Origin of the sequence: Comamonas sp. 26, assembly GCF_002754475.1 — a bacterium.
In the GTDB taxonomy this organism is placed as follows: Bacteria; Pseudomonadota; Gammaproteobacteria; order Burkholderiales; family Burkholderiaceae_C; genus Comamonas.
Genome location: NZ_PEFL01000001.1, coordinates 599,401 through 619,641 on the forward strand (window position 1 = coordinate 599,401; position 20,241 = coordinate 619,641).

Annotated in this window: 25 protein-coding genes; 8 read left to right on the forward strand and 17 right to left on the reverse strand. The window is 57.1% G+C overall.

Going from position 1 to position 20,241, the window contains the following annotated elements; translation table 11 throughout:
- Position 1: 1 nt before the first annotated feature.
- The 5 genes from CLU84_RS02790 to CLU84_RS02810 all read right to left on the reverse strand — a co-directional run bounded on the left by CLU84_RS02790 (position 2) and on the right by CLU84_RS02810 (position 3,930).
- Positions 2-1,087 carry a putative zinc-binding metallopeptidase gene (locus CLU84_RS02790; protein ID WP_099735839.1) on the reverse strand — a complete coding sequence of 362 codons (1,086 nt, stop codon included), beginning with the start codon at positions 1,085-1,087 and terminating at the stop codon, positions 2-4.
- Positions 1,088-1,212: 125 nt separating this feature from the next.
- Positions 1,213-1,533, reverse strand: coding sequence for a BON domain-containing protein (locus tag CLU84_RS02795; RefSeq protein ID WP_099735840.1), 321 nt, complete (start codon positions 1,531-1,533; stop codon positions 1,213-1,215).
- 72 nt (positions 1,534-1,605) lie between these two features.
- Positions 1,606-2,094, reverse strand: a complete 489-nt coding sequence (locus tag CLU84_RS02800; RefSeq protein WP_099735841.1) for a hypothetical protein — start codon at positions 2,092-2,094, stop codon at positions 1,606-1,608.
- Between the two features lie 163 nt (positions 2,095-2,257).
- Positions 2,258-2,419 (reverse strand): DUF1328 domain-containing protein, encoded by a 162-nt coding sequence (locus CLU84_RS02805; protein ID WP_099735842.1) that lies wholly within the window; start codon positions 2,417-2,419, stop codon positions 2,258-2,260.
- 161 nt (positions 2,420-2,580) lie between these two features.
- Positions 2,581-3,930: a CHASE3 domain-containing protein gene (locus CLU84_RS02810; RefSeq protein WP_099735843.1), complete on the reverse strand. Its 1,350-nt coding sequence runs from the start codon at positions 3,928-3,930 to the stop codon at positions 2,581-2,583.
- A 135-nt stretch (positions 3,931-4,065) separates the two neighbouring features.
- Here CLU84_RS02810 and CLU84_RS02815 point away from each other — a divergent pair, with 135 nt between their 5' ends.
- Positions 4,066-4,698, forward strand: a complete 633-nt coding sequence (locus CLU84_RS02815) for a response regulator transcription factor (protein WP_099735844.1) — start codon at positions 4,066-4,068, stop codon at positions 4,696-4,698.
- Between the two features lie 47 nt (positions 4,699-4,745).
- Here the strand turns inward: CLU84_RS02815 and CLU84_RS02820 are convergent, their stop codons facing one another.
- The 4 genes from CLU84_RS02820 to gpmA all read right to left on the reverse strand — a co-directional run bounded on the left by CLU84_RS02820 (position 4,746) and on the right by gpmA (position 8,464).
- A complete protein-coding gene (locus CLU84_RS02820; RefSeq protein ID WP_099735845.1) occupies positions 4,746-5,126 on the reverse strand; it encodes a response regulator in 381 nt (126 codons plus the stop codon).
- 131 nt (positions 5,127-5,257) lie between these two features.
- On the reverse strand, positions 5,258-6,004 hold the full coding sequence (locus CLU84_RS02825; protein WP_099735846.1) for a HesA/MoeB/ThiF family protein: 747 nt from the start codon (positions 6,002-6,004) through the stop codon (positions 5,258-5,260).
- 72 nt (positions 6,005-6,076) lie between these two features.
- The gene (locus CLU84_RS02830; protein WP_099735847.1) at positions 6,077-7,588 is read right to left on the reverse strand and encodes a S41 family peptidase; all 1,512 of its coding nucleotides are present in this window, start codon (positions 7,586-7,588) and stop codon (positions 6,077-6,079) included.
- A gap of 132 nt (positions 7,589-7,720) precedes the next feature.
- Positions 7,721-8,464, reverse strand: coding sequence for a 2,3-diphosphoglycerate-dependent phosphoglycerate mutase (gpmA, locus tag CLU84_RS02835; RefSeq protein ID WP_099735848.1), 744 nt, complete (start codon positions 8,462-8,464; stop codon positions 7,721-7,723).
- 286 nt (positions 8,465-8,750) lie between these two features.
- Between gpmA and CLU84_RS02840 the strand changes: the two genes are divergently transcribed.
- The 4 genes from CLU84_RS02840 to CLU84_RS02855 all read left to right on the forward strand — a co-directional run bounded on the left by CLU84_RS02840 (position 8,751) and on the right by CLU84_RS02855 (position 11,373).
- Positions 8,751-9,164, forward strand: a complete 414-nt coding sequence (locus tag CLU84_RS02840) for a rhodanese-like domain-containing protein (RefSeq protein WP_099735849.1) — start codon at positions 8,751-8,753, stop codon at positions 9,162-9,164.
- A gap of 94 nt (positions 9,165-9,258) precedes the next feature.
- Complete coding sequence (grxC, locus tag CLU84_RS02845; RefSeq protein WP_099735850.1) at positions 9,259-9,516, forward strand: glutaredoxin 3; 258 nt, start codon at positions 9,259-9,261, stop codon at positions 9,514-9,516.
- A 264-nt stretch (positions 9,517-9,780) separates the two neighbouring features.
- Positions 9,781-10,242 carry a protein-export chaperone SecB gene (secB, locus tag CLU84_RS02850; protein ID WP_003051901.1) on the forward strand — a complete coding sequence of 154 codons (462 nt, stop codon included), beginning with the start codon at positions 9,781-9,783 and terminating at the stop codon, positions 10,240-10,242.
- A gap of 120 nt (positions 10,243-10,362) precedes the next feature.
- Complete coding sequence (locus CLU84_RS02855) at positions 10,363-11,373, forward strand: NAD(P)H-dependent glycerol-3-phosphate dehydrogenase (RefSeq protein WP_099735851.1); 1,011 nt, start codon at positions 10,363-10,365, stop codon at positions 11,371-11,373.
- Between the two features lie 129 nt (positions 11,374-11,502).
- Here CLU84_RS02855 and CLU84_RS02860 read toward each other — a convergent pair whose 3' ends face one another.
- Together CLU84_RS02860 and lysA are read right to left on the reverse strand one after the other, a co-directional pair.
- Positions 11,503-12,393 carry a DMT family transporter gene (locus CLU84_RS02860; protein ID WP_099735852.1) on the reverse strand — a complete coding sequence of 297 codons (891 nt, stop codon included), beginning with the start codon at positions 12,391-12,393 and terminating at the stop codon, positions 11,503-11,505.
- 278 nt (positions 12,394-12,671) lie between these two features.
- Positions 12,672-13,919 (reverse strand): diaminopimelate decarboxylase, encoded by a 1,248-nt coding sequence (gene lysA / locus CLU84_RS02865; RefSeq protein ID WP_099735853.1) that lies wholly within the window; start codon positions 13,917-13,919, stop codon positions 12,672-12,674.
- Positions 13,920-14,028: 109 nt separating this feature from the next.
- On the opposite strand from lysA, the gene CLU84_RS02870 reads away from it, so the two are divergent.
- Both CLU84_RS02870 and CLU84_RS02875 read left to right on the forward strand, forming a co-directional pair.
- Entirely contained in the window at positions 14,029-14,961 is a 933-nt protein-coding gene (locus CLU84_RS02870) for a LysR family transcriptional regulator (RefSeq protein WP_099735854.1), read from the forward strand.
- Positions 14,962-15,038: 77 nt separating this feature from the next.
- Complete coding sequence (locus tag CLU84_RS02875) at positions 15,039-15,410, forward strand: polyhydroxyalkanoate granule-associated phasin (RefSeq protein WP_099735855.1); 372 nt, start codon at positions 15,039-15,041, stop codon at positions 15,408-15,410.
- A gap of 16 nt (positions 15,411-15,426) precedes the next feature.
- Here CLU84_RS02875 and CLU84_RS02880 read toward each other — a convergent pair whose 3' ends face one another.
- Positions 15,427-16,902 (reverse strand): SulP family inorganic anion transporter, encoded by a 1,476-nt coding sequence (locus CLU84_RS02880; RefSeq protein ID WP_099735856.1) that lies wholly within the window; start codon positions 16,900-16,902, stop codon positions 15,427-15,429.
- 91 nt (positions 16,903-16,993) lie between these two features.
- Positions 16,994-17,443 carry a MaoC family dehydratase gene (locus CLU84_RS02885; RefSeq protein ID WP_099735857.1) on the reverse strand — a complete coding sequence of 150 codons (450 nt, stop codon included), beginning with the start codon at positions 17,441-17,443 and terminating at the stop codon, positions 16,994-16,996.
- Positions 17,444-17,560: 117 nt separating this feature from the next.
- Between CLU84_RS02885 and CLU84_RS02890 the strand changes: the two genes are divergently transcribed.
- A complete protein-coding gene (locus CLU84_RS02890; RefSeq protein WP_099737829.1) occupies positions 17,561-17,974 on the forward strand; it encodes a hypothetical protein in 414 nt (137 codons plus the stop codon).
- Positions 17,975-18,180: 206 nt separating this feature from the next.
- Here CLU84_RS02890 and CLU84_RS02895 read toward each other — a convergent pair whose 3' ends face one another.
- From CLU84_RS02895 to panC, 4 genes are all read right to left on the reverse strand, one after another.
- Positions 18,181-18,513, reverse strand: coding sequence for a hypothetical protein (locus CLU84_RS02895; RefSeq protein ID WP_144445403.1), 333 nt, complete (start codon positions 18,511-18,513; stop codon positions 18,181-18,183).
- 12 nt (positions 18,514-18,525) lie between these two features.
- On the reverse strand, positions 18,526-18,744 hold the full coding sequence (locus tag CLU84_RS02900) for a hypothetical protein (RefSeq protein WP_144445404.1): 219 nt from the start codon (positions 18,742-18,744) through the stop codon (positions 18,526-18,528).
- 80 nt (positions 18,745-18,824) lie between these two features.
- Positions 18,825-19,133 (reverse strand): hypothetical protein, encoded by a 309-nt coding sequence (locus tag CLU84_RS02905; protein ID WP_099735860.1) that lies wholly within the window; start codon positions 19,131-19,133, stop codon positions 18,825-18,827.
- A 221-nt stretch (positions 19,134-19,354) separates the two neighbouring features.
- On the reverse strand, positions 19,355-20,194 hold the full coding sequence (gene panC, locus CLU84_RS02910) for a pantoate--beta-alanine ligase (protein WP_099735861.1): 840 nt from the start codon (positions 20,192-20,194) through the stop codon (positions 19,355-19,357).
- Positions 20,195-20,241: the final 47 nt, after the last annotated feature.

Genomic DNA, 20,241 nt, shown 5'->3' on the forward strand with positions numbered 1-20,241 from the left:
ATCAAAGGGCCGGGACTGCAAAGCCAGATTTCTGGCGGTAGTCGCTGATCAGGTCGTGCACAAAGCGTAGCTTGTCCCAGGCCATGGCTGAGATGGAAAACGGGTAGGCGTCCTCAAGCCCCAGACTGCGGTTGAGGCTGTTGTGCAGCAGCGTCAGGGGCACCCACTGTGCCTGCATCACAGAAAAGTCCAAAGGCACATTTCCCAGCGGGTTGCAGATCAGCTGCGGTCCTGAGCAGGGAATGTCTGGCACGGTGATGCTGGTGCTGTAACTGGCCGCTGTCTCCATCAAATCCACCATGTGCAGATAGTGCGCCCAGGTCTCGGCCCAGTCTTCCCATGGGTGAGATGTGGCATAGGCGCTGATGGCACTCTGGCTCCAGCGAGTGTCCAGAGGATCCTTGTTGTAGTGCTGTTGCAGGGCTTGCGCGTAGTCCAGATTTTCGTGGCCAAACAGGGCTCTGAATGGCTCCAGCCAAGCGCTATGCGCTATCAATTGATCCCAGTAAAAATGCCCTGATTCGTGGCGCAGATGGCCAATCAGCGTGCGCAATGGCTCACGCAGTGCAAGGCGACGTCTGGCGCGCTCATCATCGTCAGCTTCGACCACATTGAGCGTAATCATGCCGCTGGCGTGGCCCGTCATCACCGGGGTGGAGCCGGGAATATCCGCAAGCAGTGAGAACCGGGGTTCTGGCACCCGGTGCCCATGAGGGTCAAGCAGGCCTAGCTTGGCCAAGGTATAGAACAGACGCCGCTTGGAAACTTCAATCTTTGCCCAGCGCAGCTCGTTGGCAGGGTTGCTGGAGTCTGGCAGCCATTCCGTCTGGCGGCAGGAAACACAGAGCTGGTGAGAGTCAGAGGGCTCAATCGCAAAATTGCACAGGCTGATGTTGTGCCGGTGCGCACAGGGCCGGTAGCGTGCTGTCAGATCGCTAGATGACGCATCGGAAGTTGTATTGGAGGGCGGAAGAACTCCCACCCTGAGCTGATCTGGCAGAAATGCCTGAGCTGCGCCACAATGCACGCATTGCAGACTGTCAAAGTAGATCAGATGGCCGCAGGCCTCGCAGTTGAAAACTCGCATGCATTCACTTTAGCGTCGAAGTGCGGCGCCGTGGTGTAGGCGAAAAAACAAAGCCAGCTCGAAGCTGGCTTTGGCTGAGTAAAGCAGCGCCTGTCAGGCTCCGCTTTCAGGTGATGTGAACAGAATCAGGGTTTGACCACAATACTGTTGCGCACTTCGCGAACATTCTTTGTTGTGCGGGCAATTTCACCAGCGCGTGCTTTTTCTGCATCAGACTTGGCAAAGCCTGACAGCTGTACAACGCCCTTCAATGTTTCCACGCTGATAGCAGTGGCAGACACGCTCTTGTCTTCAGCCATCTTGGCTTTCACCGCGGTGGTGATGCCAGCGTCATCAACGTAGGAGCCTACTGTTTGCTGGTCACGAGCGACCGAGCAAGCGGTAGTGCCCAGAACGGCAGTGAGGGCAACGAAGCTGAAAGCCAAAGCACGAGTCATGTTCTTCATAGGTTCTCCCTTGGTGTTGAAAACGGCACCAAAACGTTTTGTTAAAGTGCCTTGAGAAAAAGAATTGAAAGCTTATTTTTTTCGCGAGCGACCGAGGAAAAAGGCCGTTGCCAGAGCTGCGCCCGTGGCGGCAGCAATCAGTACCGATTTGCCGGGTTGCTCGCTCACATACTTGGTGGTTGCATCTGTGGCCGTATTTATCTGGCGACGTGCGCGGTGAGAGTTGTCAGCCCAGAAGTTGATGCTGCGCTCGGCCAAGTCCTGCGCACGGTTGGCGAGGTTGTCGATCAGCGGGTTGACTTCATCATCAGCATTGCGCAGGTGACGACCTGTTGAGTCAATGGCTTCAGAAGCCGTACGGCGCGCGCTGCGCGCAGTGTCCTTAGCGTTGTCTGCCAAGTCGTCAGCCATGTCTTCGGCGGCATCAGCAACCTTGTGAGCCGTGCTCTTGGCGGAGCTCACTGCATCATTCACAGCCTCTTTGGCATCGCCAGCCAGATCTTTGGCTGTGCTCTTGAGGTCTTCCATTGTGTCTTTTGCGTCTTTTGCAGCTTGGCTCATTGTCTGAAACTCCCAGAAATTTAAAAATTCTTGCGAAAGTGTGCGGTCATGTGGCTCATGAGCATCACAACTTCTGAAATACAGAAGCTGAGAGGAATGATGGCCAATACTCCTTGTTTGCGCAATGCATACGAACAAAGTTCTACACATTTCAAAGCAAGGCTTACTTCTTCACCAGCCCAACCAAGAAGGTGATAACGGCCATCACGATGAAGACAAAGAACAGGATTTTGGCGATGCCTGCAGCGCTGGCTGCGATGCCGCCGAAGCCAAAGATGGCGGCAATCAAGGCGATGACAAAAAAGACAATAGCGTAGTGCAGCATGTTTCTCTCCTCGAAAGTACAGACTTGGCAGAACTTGTAGCCAAGGGCATGTATTTACTGTAGAGATTCGATGTCAGGCGGGGTGACGGTGAGCATCTTCCTACTGCGTAGGGGTAAATTCGTACACTTGCGTAGGATAAATCTCTGTGAAGTACTTACTGTCAGGCATTCACCATGGCCAGTGGGATGACGGCTGAAATAGTCGTTCCTTTGCTGGGTTGCGAGGCTACGGTGAGTCTGCCACCTACGGCTTCAACGCGGTGCTTCATGCCTGCCAGCCCGTGGGAGTTAGGGCGCATGCTGGCCAGTTCAAAGCCTTGACCATCATCCTGAATCTGCACAGCTACATAGGTAGGGTAGTTGTGCACGGTCACTATCACATGGTTGGCTTTGGCGTATTTGCCAATATTGGTCAGAGATTCCTGAACGATGCGGTATACCGTTAGCTGGGTTGACTCCGTCAAATCGACAGGCTCCAGACTGCATTCCACTTCGATATTGCTGCGCTCACCAAACTCTCGGGTCAAAATTTCCAAAGCCGTAGTCAGGCCCAGATTGGAGAGGGATGAGGGGCGCAGGTCTTCAATGATGCGGCGCTTGAGTGCAATCCCGCTGTTGAGCGTTTCGATCAAGTGAGCGACTCGTTCTGAGACTTCGGGTGTTGAGATATCAATCTTTGATTTGAGTCTTGCCACATCTAGCTTGGCGGCGGTTAGCAGGGATCCCAGCTCATCGTGGAGTTCACGTGCCAGATGACCACGCTCATCTTCGCGTACCTGCTGCAGGTGGGTTGCCAGTTCTGTCAGTGTGGCAGTTCGCTCACTCACCACCTCTTCGAGTCGATTGCGCTCTTCACGCTGAATTTCTTGCTCGCGCTGGTGCGAATGCTGCAGGGCGTTCGCTTGGCGCAAGTACATGAAGAAACCAAGAATGCCTAGCGCAGTCACGGTTGCAATACCGATGCGGGACAAGCTCAGCGTTTGTTCGATATCAGCAAGGTTGGCTTTGGCGCGCTGGTCGATGCTGTCAACCAGTGTTTTGATGTGTTCCCGGATGGCGTCCATGTTTTCTATGCCGATATCGGTAAACATCACAAAGCGCCATGCCTCGTTGTTGCCTTGTCGATACAAGCGCAGGCTCAGCTCCATTTCGCTGGTCTTGCGCTCGACTTGGCGGGCCAGTGGCGTGAAGGATGCCAGCTCCTTGGGATCCATGATGAAGATGCGGCGCAACTCATCCATACTGCCGCTAATGGCTGCATTCGCGGAGTTATAAGGCTCTAAATAGCGTTCTTTTCCTGTAAGCAGATAGCCACGCAGACCAGTCTCTGCGTCCAGTATTTGCTGCATCAGCAAATTCAGCTTGGCCCTTGTGCTTTGTGTCTGGGTGAGCGTATCCAGCGCCTGCAAGGATCGTTTATAGCCAGCTTCATTAATACTTACCATTAAGACAGCCGCAATGATCGCTATCGTCAGGCTGACTGCAATTTTGCGGATATTGGTCCAGCGCATCTACATCCTCTCACCTACAAGGCAATTACCTGATATTCTGCATAATCGTATCGTCAATGACTGACATCATAGTTCGGGTCTTTAAAAGTTACGCGCAGGGGGAGACGAGCGCAACTTCATGAAAAAGAGGTGTTCATGATAAAAGTAGGCATAGTGGATGACCACGCAATTGTTCGTTCGGGATTACGCCAATTCCTGTCTGAACATGTAGACCTGAGGGTGGTTGGAGAAGCAGGCAATGGACGAGAGGCCATTGACTTGGTACGAGAGCAAGAGATTGATGTGCTGCTGATGGATTTGTCTATGCCAGGGCAAAGTGGCATTGATGCACTGGCAATGCTCCGAGCTAAAGCGCCGGACATGGGGATTTTGATTCTCAGTGGATACCCTGAGGAGCACTATGCAATCAACTTGATTCGCCAAGGTGCCAGCGGATATCTAAACAAGGAATGTGATCCTCAAGATATTGCCGAGGCGATTCGAACTGTTGCGCTGGGGCGACGTTATCTGACACCTGCAGTAGCTGACCTTCTGGCACAGCAACTCAATCGCAAAGATGATGTGCCTGCACACGAGCAACTGTCTGAGCGCGAGTTTCAGGTGTTTCTGAAACTGGCTCGTGGTGAGACTGCTGGTGATATTGCGAAATCACTTTCTTTAAGCGTCAAGACTGTCAGCACTTACCGAACAAGATTGATGGAGAAAATGGGGCTTTCTTCCAATAGTGATTTGACATATTACGCGTTAAAAAATCGTTTGATCGATTAACGAAAAGAGGCTTGGAAATCCAAGCCTCTTTTTATTTTTGATAACGATCAGGCTTTCGCTGTGTTTAGATCAATGCAAAAGTCGATGAGGGCATCGATTTCATTAGATTTGTCAAATACTGCATCAGCATTCAGTTCAAGGCAGCGCTCACGAACATCTGCTGTTGCATAGTTGCTGAGTACCAGCAGCTTTTGCGATGGAAGGCGATGCTGGAAGCTGGTGACCACGCCAAGGCCACTACCTTCGCGTAGGAATAGATCTACGATGACGAGATCCCATGCGCCCTGGTTGATGCTCAGCCACTCCGATGCGTCAGCCTCAGTCTCTGCGAGACCCACCGCTTCGACATCTGCAAGCTCCGCCAGCGTCGCAATCAGGTTCTCGCGAATCGTAGGGTTGTCTTCAACGAAAAAAGTGCGCAATTTCACGGCGGTAGGTAGATGTTTAGTGGGGATGACTGTATTTGTGGACATGATGTGAGAGTTACCAAGTTCCCACATAGTGAAACAAATTATGTTTTATACAATTTTATTGTAATGTTGATTTACTAAAGGGGATCTCAGCTTCCGCAAACCACACAGGTTTTAACCCTAGCAATTTTCATCGTACTCCACTCCAAAGTGCGTGCATCGAGCATTTGGAGTCGTCCGACAGAAGATTGGCCAAAACCGACAATCAGCTTCATTGCCTCTGCCGCCTGCTGGGTGCCGATGAGCCCCACTAGCGGCGCAAAAACGCCCATGGTCGAGCACTGAATTTCTTCAAACTCAGCCTCAGGCGGGAAGACGCAGGCATAGCAAGGGCTGTCAGAAGCTCGGGGATCGATGACCATGAGTTGTCCGTCCAGCCGAATGGCAGCGCCTTCTATCAACGGAATGCAGTGGCGCACGCAGGCCGCGTTGATGGATTGGCGGGTCTTGTAGTTATCGGTGCAGTCCAGAACGAGGGTTGCCTCTGGAAGTAGCTCATTGAGCAAAGCATCTGTAGCGCGTTCCTGAATGCAACGAATATCAACCTCGGGGTTGATGGCGTGTACCGCTGTGCGAATGGAGTCGACTTTTGGCATGCCGATGCGCTCGGTGGTATGTGCAATCTGACGCTGCAGATTGGTCATGTCCACGATGTCGTTGTCGACGATGGTCATGCGGCCTACGCCGGCGGAGCCCAGATAAAGTGCAGCAGGGGAGCCCAGGCCACCTGCGCCAATGATCACGACATGTGCAGCAAGAATTCGCTCCTGACCTTCGATGCCGATTTCGTCGAGCATGATGTGGCGGGAGTAGCGCAGCAATTGACCATCGTTCATCGGTTGGTTTCCATGAGTCCAAGAAAAAGCCGGGCAAGCCCGGCTGGTTGGGAGGGGTTTGCAGCCCTGAGCTTATTTTTTGCTCTTGTCGGATTCGCTCTTTTCAGGCGACTTCTTCACGGCAGGTTTTTTATCTGAAGCGGCCGCATCGTCGGACTTGTCTTCAACTTTGCGCTCTGTCAGCGTTTTGCTGACTTGAACGGGCTGGCCCTTGAGCTTGCTCAGCGCCTGCTGCAGCTGGAAGTCCTTGTCAGAGCCGAACTCTGGCAGACGGCGTTCAGAAATGGGCTTTTTCGTTTCTTCTTCGAGGCGCTTGCGGGCTTCTTCGCGAGCTTTTTCCAGTGCGTCGTTCTTGACTTCTGCACCTTGGCCGCTGGAGAGGTGCTTTTCCAGATCCGCTTCACGCATGCCCAGAGCTGCGAAGAGGTTGCCTTCTGGAGTTTCGTCCACCATCAGATCGGGGACGATGCCCTTGGCCTGAATGGACTTGCCGCTAGGCGTGTAGTAACGTGCAGTGGTCAGCTTGAGCGCAGTCTCTGGGCCCAGGGGGCGCACCGTCTGCACGGAGCCCTTGCCGAAAGACTGGCTGCCCATCACGGTAGCGCGCTTGTGATCTTGCAAGGCGCCAGCCACGATTTCGCTGGCAGAGGCCGAGCCTTCGTTGACCAGTACAACCAGAGGCAGCTTTTTCAGCGCAGCAGGCAGGCGTTGCAAGGGGTCGCCAAAGCCTCGCTGAGCGTAAAACTCTGGAGATGCCTTATAAACAGCCTTGCTCTCAGCCAACTGGCCGTTGGTGGAAACCACGGGCACATCGGGCGGCAAGAAGGCTGCAGAGATGGCGACGGCTGCATCCAGCAGGCCGCCCGGGTCGTTGCGCAGGTCCAGCACCAGCCCCTTGAGGTTGGGGTCCTGCTTGTAGATTTCTTCGACCTTGCGGACAAAGTCATCGACCGTGCGTTCCTGGAACTGGCTCAGGCGAATCCAAGCGTAGCCAGGCTCGATGACCTTGCCCTTGACCGACTGGGTTTTGATCTCTTCACGCGTGATGGTGACGGGGAAGCTACGGCTCTCATCCTTGCGCAGGATGTTCAGGCGAACCTTGGTATTGGGCTCGCCACGCATGCGCTTGACGGCATCATTGAGCGTTAGGCCCTTGACGGCGGTGTCATCAATCTTGGTGATCAGGTCGCCGGTCTTGAGGCCTGCGCGGAAGGCTGGCGAGCCTTCGATGGGAGAGACGATCTTGATCAGGCCATCTTCCATGGTGATCTCAATGCCTACGCCAACGAACTTGCCCGAAGTGCCTTCCTTGAATTCTTTGTATGTCTTCTTATCGAAGTACTGGGAGTGGGGGTCAAGGCTGGAGACCATGCCGGAGATGGCATCGGTGATCAGCTTCTTGTCACTGACCGGCTCCACATAATCTGTTTTGATCAGACCAAAAACGGCCGACAGTTGCTGGATTTCTTCAAGTGGCAGAGGCGTTACGCCGCCACGAGCCAGCGTCTGCAGTGATACGGTGGTCAGCGCACCAGCGACCACGCCTACAGAGATCCAGCCTGCAATTTTGATTTTTTGACCCATAGCACCCCTTTAACCATTCGCAATATACACCTTGGACGACAGAAGGCCCATGAGGTTCCATAGGCCTTTTGCTGCGTCAGCCCATGTTCAGACTAGCTAAGCCGTCTGAGCAATGGGCGGCGAAAAGGAATTTCAGGCCTTGCCCTGAGCTGCGACTGCAGCGGCTGCCTTGGCTGCCGCTTCGGCATCGCCCAGGTAGTAGTGGCGAATTGGCTTGAGATCGGCATCCAGCTCATACACGAGAGGGATGCCGTTGGGGACGTTCACACCTACGATGGCGTCATCGGCGATATTGTCCAGATACTTGATCAGAGCGCGGATGGAGTTGCCGTGCGCCGTGATGACGATGCGCTTGCCTGCCTTGATGGCGGGGGCAATGGACTCGCTCCAGAAAGGAACAACGCGCTCAACGGTGTCTTTGAGGCATTCGGTCAGCGGGATCTGCTCGGGCTGCAGCTTGGCGTAGCGCACATCGCCGCGCTCGCTGCGGGGATCCGTGGCTTCCAGTGCAGGAGGCGGCACATCGTAGCTGCGGCGCCAGACCAGAACCTGATCATCGCCATACTTCTTGGCAGTATCAGCCTTGTTCAGGCCTTGCAGACCGCCGTAGTGGCGTTCGTTGAGGCGCCAGCTATGCACCACGGGCAGCCAGGTGCGGTCCATTTCATCTTGCACATGCCAGAGGGTGCGGATCGCACGCTTGAGCATGCTGGTATAGGCCACATCGAAGTCGAAGCCTTCTGCCTTGAGCAGTTGACCGGCCTTTTTGGCCTGTTCGACGCCGGTGGCAGTCAGATCCACATCGGTCCAGCCGGTGAAGCGGTTTTCTAGGTTCCAGGTGGATTCACCGTGGCGGATCAGAACGAGCTTGTACATGGAATCTCTCAAAGTAGCAAAGCAGTAATGACACAAAGTCAAAACCGTGCATTCTAGAGGCAGGGCCTTTGCCCGGGAGCGAGTCCAGGAAAGCCACTTCAGGCAAATAGCCGGTCTGCTTCCTATTCCTGTGAGACTTTTCGGGATTTTGGAGAGCGTGCACTTTCGGTTGTGGCCTTGTAAACAGAACGTATGGGCTTGTGGGACGCGGGTCTGTGCAGTGCTGGCCGGGCCGAATGGCGGAGCAGCCTCTAAAATCAGCAGGTTTGCCATCCCAAGGAATGACGTGAAATTCATCATCGATAACTGGTATTTGATCCTGATTGCTGTAGCTTCGGGTGTGATGCTGCTCTTGCCCGCCCTGCGCGGTGCTACTGGCGGTTCCCTTTCGGCTGCTGCTGCCGTGCACCTGATCAACCGTGAAAAAGCCGTGGTGCTGGATATATGCGAGCCCGAAGAGTTCGCGGCAGGCCATGTCAACGGAGCCAAGAATCTGCCTCTGAGCCAGTTCGAAGAAAAACTGGCTACGACCGTTAAGAACAAGCAACTGCCCTTGGTGCTGGTCTGCGCATCGGGTGCACGTGCTGTGCGCGCTGAAGCCATTGCCAAGAAGCTGGGCTACGAAAAGGCCCAGGCACTGGCCGGTGGCTTGAAGGCCTGGCGCGATGCGGGTCTGCCTGTTGAGAAAAATACTCCTTGAGCACTGCGCGCCTTTCCCTAAAGGGACGGCAGCCTTTGCTGCGGAGCGCCCTTTGCTGGCGCCCTCTGTGAAATTCTGAAAAGAAAGTGACCCCATGCAAGCCGTGAAGATGTACACCACCGCCGTCTGCCCTTATTGCACACGAGCCAAGCAAATTCTCAAGTCCAAGGGTGTTGAGGAGATTGAAGAAATCCGCATTGATTTCGACACCGCTGCCCGCAATCACATGATGGAGATCACCGGCCGCCGCACCGTGCCGCAGATCTTTATTGGCGAGACCCATGTGGGAGGCTGCGACGATTTGATGGCGCTGGATGCCAATGGCGGCCTGCTGCCCCTGCTGCAAAGCTAAGGTCCTCTGAGGTTTGTTCGGAGTTACCACGCGATCTCCGATCAATTCTCAACATGCCCTCATTACATACCCTGTAAAAATGCCAAGAAATGGTATGAATTCCCGCTTTACACAAGTAGCGACCATGGGTCGGTTGGCAGTCGCTGCATAATGCAAAGCGCTATTTCATGGAAATGCCTGCTGTGAGACTAGCCCCCGTGCTGACACTCACCGCAGGCATTTGCATTTCTCCCGCAAGAATTTTTCTGAAAGACCAAGCTCATCATGGCCGAACAAGACAACAGCCCCGTGTTCCAGATCCAACGCGTGTACCTGAAGGATCTGTCCCTGGAGCAGCCTAACTCTCCCGCCATCTTGCTGGAGCAAGAGCAGCCTAGTGTTGACATTCAGCTGGGCGTGGAAGCCACTCCCGTGGCTGAAGGCGTGTACGAAGTGGCCGTGACAGCGACCGTTCAGACCAAGATTCAGGACAAGACCGTGTTCCTGGTCGAAGCCAAGCAAGCTGGCATCTTCGAAATCCGCAACGTGCCTGAAGACCAGATGGGTGGCGTGATCGGCATTGCCTGCCCCCAGATCATTTACCCCTACCTGCGCGGCAACGTGGCTGACGTGGTGACCCGCGCTGGCTTCCCTCCTGTGCACCTGGCCGAAATCAACTTCCAGGCCATGTACGAGCAACAACAAGCCGCTGCCGCCGCACAGACTGAAGGCCAGTTGCCCCAGTAACGCGCACCGCTTTTTGATCCGATGCCCCTGTGGGACAATCAGGTCAGGCACCCAGCAAAGAGGCCCTAGCGGCCTCTTTTGCATATCTGGCGTGCGTTACTTGCTATGAATTCCAAAGCTATGAAAATTCTTGTCATCGGCGCTGGCGCCTGGGGTACGGCCATGGCCATCAGCGCGGCCACCCATCCGGACAAGCGCGTCGTCAGCCTCTGGGCGCGTGACCCGGCGCAGGCGCAGCTCATGCAGGCTGAGCGTGCCAACAGCCGCTATTTGCCCGGCATCACCTTTCCTGAGCCGCTCGCCGTGGTCAGCGGCGATGTGATGGCGCATGCGGCTGCTGCAGATTTGATTGTGCTGGGCACGCCCATGGCGGCGCTGCGTCGGTGGCTGGGCTTGCTCAAGGATTGCCGCGTGCCCGTGGTCTGGTTGTGCAAAGGCTTTGAAGCCGTGCCCGCCGATGCTGCTCCTGGCAGCTTTGGTTTGATGGCGCACGAGGTCTGCCAGCAAGTGGCGCCGCAGCTGCAAAGCGGAGCCCTCAGCGGCCCCAGCTTTGCGGCTGAAGTGGCGCGTCAGCAGCCCACGGCACTGGTCGCGGCCAGCGCGCATGAGAGCGTGAGCGAGCTGCTGGTGTCGGCCTTTCACGGCGATGCCATGCGCGTTTATGCCAACCACGACATCGTGGGGGTAGAGGTGGGCGGTGCCGTCAAGAATGTGCTGGCCATTGCTACCGGCCTGTGCGATGGACTGGAGCTAGGCCTCAATGCCCGTGCAGCGCTGGTGACTCGCGGTCTGGCCGAGATGACGCGCCTGGGTGTGGCGCTGGGCGCGCAGGCAGAGACTTTCATGGGCTTGTCGGGTCTAGGTGATTTGGTGCTGACTGCTACCGGTGATTTGTCACGCAACCGCAAAGTGGGTTTGCTGCTGGCGCAGGGCAAGACGCTGGAGCAGGCTGTGACATCGCTGGGCCATGTGGCCGAGGGTGTTTACAGCGCCCGCACCGTGCTGGCCCGTGCCCGACAGGTTGGAGCGGAGATGCCAATTACCGAAACCGTGGTGGCCTTGCTGGATGGAACCTTGCCAGTGACCGAGGCTGTGCAGTCTTTGATGGCGCGGGATCCGCGCGGCGAGTAAAGCCTCATAAAACAATAGCTGCTTGTGCATGATATTTCTAGGTTTCAAATGCTTTTGCATTGAAAGCTAATGAATAAAGGCGCAAGCAGCTATTCTTTTTAGGGCGGTGTTAGCCGCTCTTAAGGCGGGCTAGCGACTTTCTCGCATGCTCAGCCAGGCACTGGCCGCTCCGCACAGCGCAACGACGGCCATGCCAAGCACGGCCCACTGGTCGGGGATATGGCCATAGAGCAGCCAGCCGGCCAGCAAGGCGCAGGGAATCTGGCTGTAGAGAAACGGTGTGATGGTGGCGGGCTCGGCCTTTTCATAGGCTTTGAGAAGCATCAGGTGTCCCACGGTACTGCCCACGCCCATGGCAATAGCCGCCAGCCACAGCGCTGCTGTATTTGGCAGCTGCCAGATCCAGGGCAGGGCCATGCAGGTCACGCTCAGCGCCAGCAGGCTGGTGTAGATCTGTGTGGTCAGCGGGCGCTCCTTGCCGGCCATGCGGCTGCTCAGCACTTGATAGGCCGTATTGGCTGCGAGCTGCAACGCAGGCCAGACCAGCGCCCAGCCGCTGAACTGCATACCGCCCGGGCGGATGATGACCAGCGTGCCCGCAAAGCCCAGAGCCACCAGCACCCAGCGCAGCGGGCTGACCTGCTGGCGCAGCCACACAGCCGCAACCAGTGTCAGAGCCAGCGGCGTCAGCGCCACGATGGCGGTGAACTCTGCCAGCGGCAGATAGCGCAGGCTGAGCATGGCCAGCGCGTTGCTCATGCAAAACAAAATAGCGCGCAGCAACTGAAACCCCGGGCGCTGCGTGCGAAAAATATCCAGCCCATGGCGCGCCACGCCAAAACCGACCGTCAAGGCCGACTGCAGCACATAGCGCAGCCACAGTGCCATCAGCAGCGGCAGCAAGGCACCCGCGTATTTGGAGCCGGTATCCAGTATGGAAAAGCAGGCACAGGCCAGCACCGTAAAGCCAATGCCCGTCAGCGTGTGGCGATGGACTGAAGGGGCAGGGTGCTTTGGCATGGAAGAACTGGCTGGGCACGGTACGGTGCCGAGAGAGGCTGGTTTCAGGCAATTTCGGCCTGAAGCCCTTGATGAATAAGCGCTAGCTGCTATGGAATCAGATAGCGATGGTGCAGTACGACACCTGTATCGCATGAAGCCGGCGCAGACCAAGCCAGTGCAGCCGAGCAAGGGCCGCTCCGCAGCGAGGGCTGCATTCCCCTCTCTTAGCGCGCAGCGCGTAGAGAGAGGGGGAAGGCAACAATGCCAAATGTTGTGCGCCTCAGGGGGCGCTTTAATTACAAGCCCAGTTCCAATGCAAGCAGCTCATCCACCGTCTGGCGGCGGCGAATCAGCTGCACTTTGTCGCCATCGACCAGCACTTCGGCTGCCAGAGGACGGGTGTTGTAGTTGCTGGACATGGAGCTGCCGTAGGCGCCCGTGTCATGAATCACCAGCAGATCGCCCACGGAGGCACCGGCCAGGCTGCGCGGCAGCACCACGCCGCCATCGCCCTGGGTAAACACGTCACCCGATTCGCACAGCGGGCCAGCCACCACGCTGTCTTGCGCGGGCAGTTGCTGGCCGTCGCGGCGCAGCACTTCCATGCCGTGATAGCTGCCGTACATGCTGGGGCGCATCAGTTCGTTGAAGCCGGTATCGACTAGTACAAAGTGGTTGTTGCCCGCATTCTTGGTGGCGCGCACGGTGCCCAGCAGCACACCGGATTCGGCGACCAGGAAGCGACCGGGTTCGAGTTCCAGGCCAAGGCTGTGGCCCACAACGGCTTCAGCTTGCTTGCGCGCGGCATCCCACAGGCCATGGTAGTGGGCGGTGTCGATGGTGGCGTCGCCCTTTTTGTAGGGGATGGACAGGCCGCCGCCAGCGCTGATGGCGTGCAGGTCCACGCCCGCCGCCTTGGCGCGCTCTACCAGCTTGACCATGGCGCCGCAGACTTCCTGCAGATGGCCGTAGTCCACGCCCGAGCCGATGTGCATGTGCAGACCGGCCAGTACCAGGCCGCCGGCCTTGATGGCTTCAAGCGCCTCTTCCAGCTCGCTGTGCCAGATGCCGTGCTTGCTGTGCTCGCCGCCGGTATTGGTCTTGTTGCTGTGGCCGTGGCCAAAGCCGGGGTTGATGCGCAGCCACACATGGTGACCCTTGGATACCGCCGCCAGTTGGCCCAGCATGTCAATGGAGCCTGCGTTCACGGGCACCTTGTGCTCCACCACGGTGGCCAGCGTGGCCTCGTCCATCACATCGGCGGTGAATACGATGTCGGCAGGCTCACCAAAACCGGGTGTAAAGCCCGCAGCCAGCGCACGCAGAATTTCGCCGCGCGAGACCGCATCCACCTTCACGCCTTGCTCGCGCATCAGCTTCAGGATATGGATGTTGGAGCAGGCCTTCTGGGCAAAACGCACGGTGTCAAAAGCCTTGAGCTGGGCAATGCGCTCGCGGATAGTGGTGGCGTCGTACACCCACAGCGGGGTGCCGAATTCGTCGGCCAGGTTCCAGAGCAGGGCGGGAGTGAAGGGGTTTGACATGGTGGCTGTCTCTTGAAAATAGAAAAATCCTGCGCATCATGCCAAGTACTATCTATTCAGTCCAATAGCTTGTTTTTTGAAGAGTATTCAAACTGGATATGCTTTTGGCATGACCGATTCAGATTCTTCGCTGCGCATCACGCACCGGCATATCGAGGTGTTTCGTGCCGTCATGACGGCAGGCAGCGTCACCAGCGCGGCGCAGCTGCTCTACACCTCGCAGCCTACCGTCAGCCGCGAACTGGCGCGCATGGAGCAACTGCTGGGTTACGCCCTGTTTGAGCGGGTGCAGGGCCGTCTGCGTGCCAATGCGCGCGCCTTGCTGCTGTGGGATGAGGTGCAGCGCAGCTGGCAGGGGCTTGAGCGGGTGATTGACCGCGCTGTAGAGCTGGGCCGCCCGCAGGGTGCGCGCATCAGCGTGCTGTGCCTGCCTGCACTTAGTCACGCCTTGCTGCCGGGCGCATTGGCGCGGCTGCATTCCAGTCATGGCACGGTGGCTGTCAGCGTAGCCACGCAAGAAGCACCGCTGCTGCAGGAATGGATGGCGGCGCAGCGCTTTGATCTGGGCCTGTCTGAACTGGCCGATGCCCCGCCCGGCACGCGCAGCCAGCCGCTGCCCGCCATGGATGAGGTTGCCGTGCTGCCAGCCAGCCACCCGCTGGCGCAAAAAGTGCAGCTCACGGCGCAGGACTTTGAGGGCGAATCTTTTATCAGTCTGGCGCGAGACGATCCTTACCGCGCGCAGATTGATGCCGTTTTTTCCAAAGCCGGTGTGCAGCGCCAGCTGAGTCTGGAGACGGCCAGCGCCGTGGCCGTGTGTGCCATGGTCCAGCACGGGCTGGGCGTGGCCGTCGTCAACCCGCTCACAGCGCGGGCCTGCGCCGGGCCGCAACTGGTGGTGCGGCCGCTGGCGTTTTCCATTCCATTTCAGGTTCACATGCTGCTGCCGCTGCACCGCCCCGGCGATGTGGGCGTGCCCTGGCTGATGGAGGCGCTGCTGCAGGAAGCCCAGGGGCAGACCTTGGCGGATGGTGGTTTATAAAGTGAGTGCGCGCACTCATTTATGCTGCAGTGCACAATAAGTGCTCTTTTGAGTAGCGCTTTGAGCCAAAAACCTGCATGACCAAATCCGCCATTCCCCACCGTACCGCCAGCGAACTGCTGGAGCTCAGCATGGCTGTGCCTCAGGTCATCAGCCACAGGCTTGCGCGTATGGCGCTCAGCGGCCCCGTGCTGTCCCCACGCGATCAGCGTGAGTTCACGCGCATGGTGGTGGAAAAGCAGGATGCTTTCAACCAGTCCTGGCTGACCATGGGCGCCGAGATGTTCAAGGTGCAGCAGCAGCTGTGCCAGGCATGGCTGCAAAACCCCTGGACTCTGGGGCAGAAGCTGCCCGCCGTGGCAGACAAGGTGGCGGCCAAAAGTCTGGCCCCCATTCGTCGCAAGGCCGTGGCCAATGCCAAGCGCCTGTCTAAAACCAGCTTGAAATAAGGCCAGACCTTCGCCGTCAGACCTTCAGTCTTTCTATCAACCGCTGGCTGCTGTCATCCAGCCCGATCAGCTCCACGCTGCAGCCGTGCTGGCGCAGGCGCTCCATCACCTTGTCCAGCGCACCGACGGCGGTGATGTCCCAGAAGTGAGCGGCGCTCACATCAATGCGCACAGGCTTGCCAGCGGCAGCGAGCACGTCAAACGCCTCTATCAGCGCATCGGCTGAGGCAAAGAACACCTGGCCTGTCACTGTCCAGATATAGGTGTCTTGATGGAGATGGCCCTGCACCTTCAGCATATTGGCCACCTTGAAGGTAAAGAACACGCCTGACAGCAGCACACCCGCAATCACGCCCATGGCCAGGTTGTGGGTGGCGATGGTGATGACCACGGTGACCAGCATGACCGAGCTGGACAGATGCGGATAGCGCACCAGATTGCCCAGCGACTTCCAGTCAAACGTCGATACGGACACCATGATCATGATGGCCACCAGTGCAATTACCGGCACCTGCGATACCCAGGGCTTGAGGGCGACCATCAAAATCAGCAAAAACACGCCGGCAAACAGCGTGGACAAGCGACCCCGGCCGCCGTACTTCACATTGCCCACGGCCTGACCAATCATGCCGCAGCCTGCGATGCCGCCAAACAGGCTGGCCGCGGCATTGGCTAGCCCCAAGCCCGTGCATTCACGGCTCTTGTTGCTGGGTGTGCCCGTCAGATCATCGACTACGGCGGCGGTGAGCACAGATTCCAGCAGGCCCACCATGGCAATCGCCAGAGCAGGCAAAGCGATGATGCGCAGGGTCTCAAGGCTGGCGGGAATTTCAGGCAGAGCAAAGAGCGGCAGGCTGTCGGGCAACTGGCCCAGATCGGCCACGGTCTTGAGCGGCAGGCCCATGAAGCTGCTGAGCAGTGTCAGCAGCAGCACACAGATTAGCGGTGAGGGAATGGCCGTCAGTGCCTTGAGCTGCAATCTCTGTCCCAGCCACGGCAGGCCGTAGATCAGTGCCAGACCCAGGGCCAGCATGGCCCAAGTCGCAGTGTTGGCGCCTTGCAGATGTGGCAGCTGGGCTGAAAAGATCAGAATGGCAAGGGCATTGACAAAGCCCGTACGCACGGAACTGGAGACAAAGCGCACCAGGCTGCCCATCTTGCACAGGCCAAAAACGATCTGCATGGCCCCGGCCAGCAAGCCTGCCGCCAGTAGATATTGCAGCCCGTGTGATGCGACAAGAGGTGCAGCCACCAGTGCCACCGAGCCCGCAGCGGCTGAGATCATGGCCGGGCGCGCGCCAAACACCGCAATCACGATGCTGATGATGAAGGATGCATAAAGCCCCACGGCTGGGTCTACGCCCGCCACAAAGGAAAAGGCAATCACTTCGGGAATCAGCGCAAACGTGGCAACGGCACCGGCCAGCAGTTCACGCGGCACACTGGGTGCCCATTCAGCGCGCAGACGGGTCAGCAGGGGGGATGGATTCATATCGCAGCAGCAAGTGATGCGCAGCCCCTGCAGAGGAGGCAGCGCCAGCGGGCGATGTTACTCAGTGCCCTGGACTTTTGCTGCGCGAGGGTCAGGCCGGTCGTTTGAAGCAGACCATCTTGGGCCTGAAGCGCTGCAGCACCTCGCCGCGCTGGTTCTTGGTGTGGGCCAGAACGCGCACCAGAGCGCGATTGGGTTTGGACTGAGAAGGAATGATTTCCACAATCTCCGACTCCACCTGCAGCACATCGCCGGGGCGCGTGGGCTGGGGCCAGGCCAGCTCTTCCATGCCGCCGCCAATCACGCCATCGGCCAGCGGAATGCTTTGCGTCACCAGCCGCATACTGATGGCGGCCGTATGCCAGCCGCTGGCAGCAAGGCCTTGAAAAAAGGTGTTCTTGGCAGCCTCTGGGTCGAGGTGAAAGACCTGCGGGTCGAACTGCTGGGCGAAGGCGATGATCTGCGCTTCATCCAGCGGGTAGCCCTCACTCACAAATTTCTGACCTACGTACAGATCGTCCAGATACAGCTTTTCGCTCATGCTCGTTTCCCCTTTTGTCCTTGCATTACAGACGAAGCAGTATGCGCGGGCCTTAGCAAGGCGGGTGTTGCGCAGGTGCCAGCCAGCTCTCGCGCCTTCCCCGTTATGCTTGGCTGCATGATTTTTGAGTTTGAAGATTCCGAGGTCTCCGAGGTCACGCAGCAGGGCGATACGCTGCATATTCGTTTCTCGGCTGCCCGCTTATATGACACAGGCCGCACCGGTGCTGGTCAGGGTTTGTGGCAGCCTTTGCTATTGATTTGCAAGCGGGTAGCGCATGCTAATAGAGCGCTAGAGCCCCATTTGACTGAAATTTTAACCGTGATAGGCCGCGTGCAGCGGGCGGAACTCTTGCTGGAAGGGCTTCCAACCAGCCAACGTCTGCGAAGCCTGCCCATGCCGTTTGAAAGCGACGCCAGCTTTGCGCTGGAGCTGGAATTTTCCAGTGGCCTATTTTGCGAGCTAAATGGCAAAGGGCTGGAGTTGCGCTCGCTGCTCAGTCAGTGCTCGGTGGATTCATATCAGTGCTGACCAAGACTGGGTGAGAGGCATCTTGCAGCCGTAAGACCAACTACAGTGGGTGAGACTAGTTTGAGGCTCACCTACCCAGCCTCAAAGTTAAGACGACCCGTTGAATCCAGCACCAGTAGCACTGGCTCAGACGGACCTTATAAGGAATTCGTCATAAGGGTCGAGCAGCTTGATTGGTGTTCGAATCGCCGAGCGCAGCTTGAATATCACTTCAACATAATGAGCGTATTGGTGATGATTTCCAATATTGCTCCGTAGATTAATATTGGACGCATATAGCGATCCTGAAATCGTATGGGGGAAGCCAAGACTGCAAAGAATGCGGCAATCAATGAAAACAGGCTAATCAACAAGGCACCAAGAAAATCCTGGAGTGTTGCAAACGAACTCAGAACGTTAATCATCAAAGTCGCGAACACAACACTTATAGCTACGAAAATGATGCGCATCCACCATTGATGCTCTTCCGCTTCTATGAGATCGTTATCAACGATGGCCGGTCGGGCTCGTTCTACAGGGGCAGGAGAAATTCTCGGCATGGTTTGTGGTTTTTACATCACGGAACTGTGTGAGCTATGGCGTTCCCACAAAAGCCCCACGACTCCCGATAGAAGTATGAGTAGCACCGCTGGCCATAACGCCAGCTCACTTGGCAATGCGAGCAGGTAAATTAACGCGACGATAAAAAATCCACAAATCACGCTGACATACACGCGTCCATAGCTCCAATCGTTTAAGAATACAAAGAATGTGGCGATGATGGTTTGCATAGATTTCCACATTCGATAATTTTCAAAGTGAAAGTCACTCCTACTGGAAATATCAGCTCTGCGCGACTCGCTGTGGCCGCTCAACGCTGCGTCTTCTGTCTGTTTCTCAGCACCATGAAGCCAAGCACAGCAATACATGAGCCTATTAGCAAGTAGATCGATCCTGCTGAGACCGCGCCAACCGCCGGATTAAAAAACTGAGCGAGTAAGAGCGAGATCCCACATATTGCTTTGCAGCTACTTCCTTCTGCATGGATCGCACCGCGTATCAAAATAGCGATTCCATTCGCAATACCGAACACACCAAGAATCAACATAAACCCACCAAAGACCGTAGCCTCACGATGCATATCTGACTTTCGAAGAGTCTGCTGGAAAAGCAATTGCATTCAAGTGTAGCTGGTAGCGCTGAACGACAGATATTGGCCGATAGCAGTTAGCTAGCAATTTTCCAGAAACCCGGTGAACACGCAGTCACCGGGTTTTTATTGCAGCACAGAGTCGCTGCAGGGCCGTCACATTGACTTTGGTGCACCAGGGCAGCGAAGGTGTCGCCCCCTCTCAAAGAGAGCGGGGAAAGGCGCAAAGCGCCTCGGGAGATGCTGGAGGTCTAGAACTCCAGGTTGTCGATCAGGCGGGTGCTGCCCAGTCGTGCTGCGCCCAGTGCGACCAGGTCGCCGCTGGTGGCGTCCGCTGGCGTCAGCAGGTTGTTGCGCTTGCGCACGGTCAGGTAGTCAGGTTCCCAGCCCTTGGCGCGCAGGTCGGCCATGGCTTGGGCTTCAAGCTCGGCCAGATTGCCGCCTTGGCGCGCGGCATCGGCCAGTGCCTTGAGTGCTTGCGACAGCGCCATGGCTTGCACGCGCTGCTCGTCGCTGAGGTAGCCGTTGCGTGAGCTGAGCGCCAAGCCGCTATCCGCGCGGGTGGTGGGGCAGCCAATGACTTCGATGGGCAGCGCAAACTGCTGCACCATGCGGCGAATGACCATGAGCTGCTGATAGTCCTTTTGCCCGAACACGGCCACGCCGCCGCCGGTGGTGGCAAACACGACCTGAAACAGCTTCATGACCACGGTGCACACGCCGGTGAAGAAGCCGGGGCGAAAGTGTCCTTCCAGAATGTCAGCCAGTTGTGCGTCTGGGTGCACCTTGAAGGTCTGCAGCTCGGGGTACAGGTCTTTTTCCTTGGGGGCGAAGACGATGTCGCAGCCTTGGGCTTCCAGCTTGGCGCAATCGGCGTCAAACGTGCGTGGGTAGCTATCAAAATCTTCGTGCGGCAGAAATTGCAGACGGTTCACAAAGATGCTGGCCACGACCACATCACCATGCAAGCGGGCTTGCTGAACCAGGGAGAGATGGCCTTCATGCAGATTGCCCATGGTGGGCACAAAAGCAGGGTGGCCGCGGCCAGCAAGGGCTGCGCGCAGGTCGGCGATGGTGTGAACGATTTGCATGACTGAAACAGAAGTCGGGGAACAGAAGTCTAAGAGCAGGAAAAGTG